This window comes from Pseudarthrobacter polychromogenes, from assembly GCF_014644495.1.
In the GTDB taxonomy this organism is placed as follows: Bacteria; Actinomycetota; Actinomycetes; order Actinomycetales; family Micrococcaceae; genus Arthrobacter; species Arthrobacter polychromogenes.
Genome location: NZ_BMKU01000019.1, coordinates 35,808 through 41,964, shown reverse-complemented (window position 1 = coordinate 41,964; position 6,157 = coordinate 35,808). Strand labels below are relative to the sequence as shown.

Genomic DNA, 6,157 nt, shown 5'->3' with positions numbered 1-6,157 from the left:
TCCTGGCCTTGTTCACGATGCCTAGTACCCCAGGTGGGACTCGAACCCACAACACGCGGATTTTAAGTCCGACGTCAGGACGTGCGGGGTGGTGCGGCTAGGTGCAAAACCCCCGGAATCACGCGGAACTTACGTGCGTCTACATGCGTCTACGTGCGGGGTCATTTGGAATATAGGCCACCAGATAGGCCACCATTGGCGTCAAGATAAACTTGACGACCGGAGGGGCGTCAACCTACAGTTGACGCATGGCAAAAGACAAAAAACAGGAAGCGCTGGAGGCCATCGGGTGGCCCCTCAAAGCGATCAAACAGGAGGAAGCCCGGCTCCACGGATACGTGCAACTGGCACGCAACGAGGGTGCCTCGTGGACGGAGATCGGAAAGGTGATAGGCATCAGCAAGCAGGCCGCACAACAGAGGTTCGGAAAATGACTACGACAGCTGCCCCTAAGATTGGCCACATGCTCACACCCGCAATCGTTTCTCACTCCACCGTTCCCGGCGGCGCGGAAGCCTACCTGACCAGGCTTTACCGGACCTTTGCCCAGGACGGCCACTCCCCCATCATGGTGGGCGGCATCCCCACATGGGATGACGCCGGACTGGACCGGATCCCCCTGACCCTCAGCCCCAAGTGGGGCGGCAAGACGATGGCCACCGGCCTGCTCAAGCTCAGCGGCGAGCGCCGCAAGTTGAAGGAAGCCATCGAGGACCTGTCACCGGATTATTTCCATGTGCAATACAAGCGCGAACAGATCGGTTTCACGGACCTGCTCGCGCGGCGAGCGCCTGTGGTGTGGACGGAGCACGGTCGATTCCTGCGGGGACCTAAGGGCGCCCTGCTGGCCGCCGGTTACCGGGAGGCGGCGAAGCGCGTGGCTGTGATCATCTGCGTTTCGGCCGATGTCGCCGATGACGTGCGGCGGGTTGTGGGGCCAGGGCCTCGCATTGAAGTGATTGAGAACGCGGTTGACACGTCGGCACTTCAGCCGGCTTCCGACGTTGAGAAAGTTGCAGCCCGTGAGTCTTTGGGAATCCCAGACGGGCTGCCGGTGCTTTTGTGGATTGGCCGACTGGCCGAGAGTAAGCGGCCCCGGTTCGCCGTGCAACTGGCGGCTGCGTGGCCAGGCGTTACGTTGATTGCCGGGGATGGCCCCCTGCACTCGGCCGTCGTGCAGGATGCTTCCAGCGTGACTGGCGTCCGCGTCCTTGGCCATGTTTCCGACACTGGCCGGCTCTACCGCGCGTCCGATGTCATGGCCTTTACGTCCACGGGGGCCAGCGAGGGCTACCCCACGACAACGATGGTCGAGTCTGCTGCCCACGGCGTTCCCATCGTTACGGACGGGCAGTCCGGTGCGTTGAGCGCCGTCTCTGCGAGCGGCGGGTTCGTTCTCCCCTCTGACGCTACGGCGAAGGATTGGGCGGAGGCCCTTCTCGAGTCCATTAGCCCGGAGCGCAGTGCCGCTGTGCGCCGATGGGCCGTGGAGCATGATGTGCGGGCATGGGCCCAGAAGCACGAGGACATCGTCCGGTCCGTGCTCTGAGCCCATGCCCCGTGGCTCCGGCTAGGAGACCTTGATCAGCGAGAGTCCGATGAAGCTGATGTCGGCCGGGAAGGTGTCCAGCGCGTCACCGCCGATGCGGCGGATGCTGAACTGGAGCAGTGGACGGTTGGCCGGATCGACAGTCGCAAGGTTGATCGGATTTGCGAAATCGTTGACTGCAAGCACTGACTGGTCCGGCGCGTCCAGGGTCAGCGACTGGGTGCCTTCGCCAGTGTTCAGCAGTTCGCCATTCACCTTCACCGGCAGGGCCCGGAACTGGATCATGGCGTTTCCGGCCTGGGTGGACTCGGCAGACCAGTACAGGCGAGCCTTGGCGGTGTTCCATCCCAGTGGCGGGTGCATGACTGTGTTGACGATCTCGGTGGCCGCTGGGTCCAGCAGCCAGCGGGGGTATGCCACGGGGGCCGCGCCGGTCAGCGTGGGGGCGCCGGAGACGATCACGAAGGCCGTGGCCGGGATGAAGATAGATGCCGGCGAGTTTGCCTCCAGCCCGGCGGTACGGGTGTCGAGGTCGTTGACTGCGACGTTGGTCTGGTTGTGCAGAGCGGTGTGTCCGCCGGAGCCGGGGGTGACGTTGGTGGGGAGGTTGTAAGCCATGGTGTTCTCTCTTTCCTTAGAAGTTGATGACGGTGGTGCCGGACTGGATTGTCGTGTTGTTGTAGGTGGCGGTCATTCCGGGCGGGATGGTGATGGTGATGGCCGTCGCGTCCCACGCCACCGCTACCGTCCCCCTCGGTGTTTTCACCGAGGCGGAGACAGAGGGCAGCGCCGCGGGGCGGTAGGGCTTTATCTCCACCGTTGAACGGGAAGTGACCTTGATGCCGGCCAGGTACTGGTAGAGCCATGCGAGGTAGGCCCCGTGCATGTGGTGGGACAGCGTGCGTTGCCCGTTCTTGGATCCCCACCCGTTCCACGTGGTTGTAGCGCCGAGTGAAGCCCAGTATCCCCATGCCGGAAAGGTGGTCTGGGAAGCGACCGCATAGGCGGTGTCCGTGAACCCTTCCTCGCAGAGCACCCCGAGGAGATGTTCCTCCCCGAGGATCCCCGTAGTGAGGTGATTCGTGTTGGTCACCCGGACGTTGGCTTCCAGCGCTGCGGCCGCCGACGCCCGGATTCCTGCCGGCACGTACCCGTGCTTGAGTGCCAGCACCGTGGGCGTCTGCTTCATTGCTCCCGTGTAGTCCGGGCCGGGCTTGTAGACGCCGGTTGCGGGATCCATGTTCCTCGCATTCAGCGCGGTGATGATTCCCGCCGCCCGGTCGCGGTAGATGGCCGCCACATCCGGTTTGCCCAACACATCAGCCATGTCCGCCAGAGCCCTGGCGGACTGAATCACGAACGTGGTTCCGACCATGTCCTTGCCGCCGTCGTTGTAGTTCCCCGACGGGCTGGACCAGTCCCCGAAGGCGGAGTCCCATGCGTTGATGGCCGGGTTCTTTACCCAGTAGTCAACGTAGGCCCGCATCCGCTCGAAATTCTGGCTGATGAAGCTGACGTCCCCGGTGAAGGAATACAGCTTCCACGCGATCAGCAGGAAGGCAGCGCACCACTCCGGGGCCCTCGTGCCGCCCATGAAGCGGTAACTGGTGGGCACAATGACAGTGAGCAGGCCGTCCTTGTCGAGGTTGTCTGCCATGTCCGTGAGCCATTTCTTGAACAAGCTGTGCATGTCCAGGCTGTAGATCGCGGAGGTAGCCATGACGTTCGCATCGCCGAGCCAGCCGTTCCGCTCGGTGTGCGGCGTGTCGGTGATGAACCCGTGCGAGTTGATCCGGAAGGACTGCCGGGACATATTGTGCATCTGGTTCAGCGTGGCGTTGGCACACGTGAAGGTCCCCGTCTCCTCGTAGTCCGTCCAGACCGGCACTCCGACCACCGTGTCCGGCTGTACCGGCCCTGTGATGTCCACGTAGTTGAAGCTCTTGTACGAGAACCGCGGCTCCCAAGTGAAGGCGCCGCCTGCCGCAGTGTACTTGTCGGTGTTGATGGTGCCTTCGATTTCGGAGGCAGTGATCTTCAGCGAGCCGTCCGCATTCAGGTTCTCCGCGTACTCAATGGTGAACAGGTCTCCGGCGGTGGCGGTGGCTGAGAGGCGCACCCAGCCGACATGTACGTTGGGGAAGGTGTAGCGCCAGGTGTCGGCGTCACGCTGCACAACGCTTACTGGGGTGATGTCCGCGCCTGCCCGGATCGGCTGTTGCATCTGGGCCACCAAGGCGCCCTTGGGCGCCGTGAGCAGCTCAGCTGCGGTCCATGCCGAGTCGTCGAACCCGGCCGCCTTCCACCCGCTGGTCTCCAGCCGGGCATCGTAGTAGTCCCCGAGGTAAACGGAATCCGCGGTCGTGGGCCCGGTGGATGCCTTCCACGATGCGTCGGAAACAATGCTCTCGCTGGTGCCGTCGGAATAGCGGATGAACAGACGGACAATGGCGCGGGGATGACCCCACCATGGCGTGTTGTTCCACCCCCAGTCGGTAGCAGTAGTGCAGCCGAAGAAGCCGCGCCCCAATGTCAGGGAGACAACATGGTCCGTGGTGTTCATGAGGGCGGTAACGTCGTGGGCGACGTACTGGACGCGCTTGTCGTAGTTGGTGAAGCCGGGCTCCAAAGCATTCGATACCCGGATGCCGTTGACGTTCGCCTCGGCGTATCCCCCGGCGCCAACGTAGAGGCGTGCCCAGGCAACAGCCTTCGTCGTGGTGAACGCTTTGCGTAGCTGCGGGGCCTGAGTGCCAGCCTTGCCGATCCACTTAGCGCCCTTCCAGTCCGCCACGGACCACAGCCCGGTATCGAACGTTCCATGGGCCCACGCCGACACCGTGTCTGTCTCGTCCCATACCCGCACCCGCCAGTAGTACTGGGTGGCTGAGGTGAGAGGTTTGGTCAGCTCGAACTCCTGAGCCGTGCCAAGCTGCTTTCCGGTAATGAAAAAGTCCGATCCGTCCAGCGTGGTCCCAACCTGCAGTTCGAAGGCGGTCTGTTTGTCGCCTGGGACCGTCGAGCTGAGGCGCCAAGCGAGGATTGGTGATGGGTCATCGATCCCCTTGGTGGTACCCGCCCCAGGCAGGTAGGTCGCCGAAACGATCACACAATCACCCCGTCCAGAGACAACCACGCCGGGGCCGAGCCCGTGAGGATCGAGTCGATTTCGAGTGTGGTGGCGGTGGACCGCAGAAGGACGCGGCCGGTATCAGTGGCGGCTATGGCTTTGATACCCGCCGCCCAAGTGCCGCCTGTGGCGATCACAGCCCCCACGATGAAATCTGATGTCCCGGGGGCTAAGTGCCCGGCGAGGTGCGCCTCGCCGAGGAGCACAGTGAAACTCGGCTGGCGACCCCACGATGGCTTGGTGAACCCCGCTCCGAGGACGAGATCCTTACGCGACGTCCCGGAGACTGAACCGCCAGTGCCGCCGGTTACCGCCGGCAGGACTGCCGCCGGTACCTTGCCGTCCTTTAGCACCACCGTGCGCAGTGACGTCAGGACTGCTTGGGCAGGGTCCACGGCGGGGATGTCGGCGAGTACCGTATCCCCGACGAGGTCTGCAGCGTTGGTGTCGTAATACGAAAGCTGGAGTACGTCCCGGTTCAGCGGGTCGATGTAACCCTGAAACTGGGTTGCCTCAGCGACTCGCTGAGGCAGGTGCTTGGCATACATCCGGCCGGAGCTATCAAGGGTGGGTACATCACGAGTTGCCATACTGGCGGGCTCCTTAGGTTGTGATGGTTAGTACATCGGAATCGGATGGTTTGATGACCACGGTTCCGTCGTTTTTCGTGCTGACGATGAGTACATCTGGGTCCGTTGGCTTGATCGCCACGCCTCCGCCACTTGCTGCGGCGGCGGCGTTTTCAGCAGCTGTCCTTGCCGCCGCTGCTTCGGCGAGCGCCGTTGCAGCTGATGCGGCGGCGCCGGTTGCCGCAGTCTTCGCTGTCTCCAACTGGGCCGTAGCTGCCTCGGCCGCTCCGGTGCCGGCTGCTTCGGCGAAGTTGCGGGCCTCTTCGGCTGCTGCCCTTGCCGCAATAGCTTCATCCCGAAGGCCTTTGTAGGAGTTGAAGACACCGGAGAATTGTCCGGACTTCCACAGGCACTGGGGCACTGGGGCGATGCGGCGGCCGATGACGCCGTATTCGTTGGACATCATGGGGTTTGGGATCGGGTTCCCAGAGGTGTCCTTCAGCGCGAGGAGAGCGGTGCCCTCCAAATCGTTGGCGTCATAGATCTCGATGAGACCCCCGCGGACAATGTTGTTGGGGTTGTCCGGGTCAAAGCAGATGTCCAGGTCGTAGAGGTAGTCAGTCACCTGTGGCCGCCTCCTTTAGGTTCTTGGGCGTTACCTTCAGCCGGAGCAGGTAGGATCCCAGCGCGGTCAGGAAGGACTTGGTGACGAGGATCAGCAGGCTGATCCAGAAAGCCTCAGTGGTGACCTCGTGCTCAAGCATGAGGTTGGCGATGCCCCCGCCGATGAGGACGAGGGCATCGAGGATGAAGCCGGTGTAGAGGGTGCGCCAAGCCCGGACCAGTGCGTCGGTGTGCAGCGCCCACCATGGCTTGTCCGTGGCGGCTTCGTACTTGCCCATTCTGGGT

7 protein-coding genes are annotated in these 6,157 nt (G+C 63.1%); 2 read left to right on the top strand and 5 right to left on the bottom strand.

The features are described from left to right. The first annotated feature begins 248 nt into the window (after window positions 1–248). Window positions 249–434, top strand: coding sequence for a hypothetical protein (locus tag IEX43_RS20385; RefSeq protein WP_229666556.1), 186 nt, complete (start codon window positions 249–251; stop codon window positions 432–434). Between the two features lie 29 nt (window positions 435–463). Beyond that, a complete protein-coding gene (locus IEX43_RS19590; RefSeq protein WP_188813856.1) occupies window positions 464–1,549 on the top strand; it encodes a glycosyltransferase family 4 protein in 1,086 nt (361 codons plus the stop codon). 21 nt (window positions 1,550–1,570) lie between these two features. Here IEX43_RS19590 and IEX43_RS19585 read toward each other — a convergent pair whose 3' ends face one another. Genes IEX43_RS19585 through IEX43_RS19565 form a run of 5 tightly spaced genes read right to left on the bottom strand, consistent with a single transcriptional unit; the run spans window position 1,571 to window position 6,150 of the window. Further along, entirely contained in the window at window positions 1,571–2,167 is a 597-nt protein-coding gene (locus IEX43_RS19585) for a hypothetical protein (protein ID WP_188813854.1), read from the bottom strand. Between the two features lie 16 nt (window positions 2,168–2,183). Then, on the bottom strand, window positions 2,184–4,658 hold the full coding sequence (locus tag IEX43_RS19580; RefSeq protein WP_188813852.1) for a family 78 glycoside hydrolase catalytic domain: 2,475 nt from the start codon (window positions 4,656–4,658) through the stop codon (window positions 2,184–2,186). Continuing rightward, window positions 4,655–5,269: a hypothetical protein gene (locus IEX43_RS19575; protein ID WP_188813842.1), complete on the bottom strand. Its 615-nt coding sequence runs from the start codon at window positions 5,267–5,269 to the stop codon at window positions 4,655–4,657. Before IEX43_RS19575 ends, IEX43_RS19580 begins: the two co-directional genes overlap by 4 nt. Window positions 5,270–5,282: 13 nt before the next feature. Beyond that, window positions 5,283–5,873, bottom strand: coding sequence for a hypothetical protein (locus tag IEX43_RS19570; protein WP_188813841.1), 591 nt, complete (start codon window positions 5,871–5,873; stop codon window positions 5,283–5,285). After that, complete coding sequence (locus IEX43_RS19565; RefSeq protein ID WP_188813839.1) at window positions 5,866–6,150, bottom strand: hypothetical protein; 285 nt, start codon at window positions 6,148–6,150, stop codon at window positions 5,866–5,868. The genes IEX43_RS19570 and IEX43_RS19565 overlap by 8 nt, the downstream gene beginning before the upstream one ends. Window positions 6,151–6,157 lie beyond the last annotated feature (7 nt).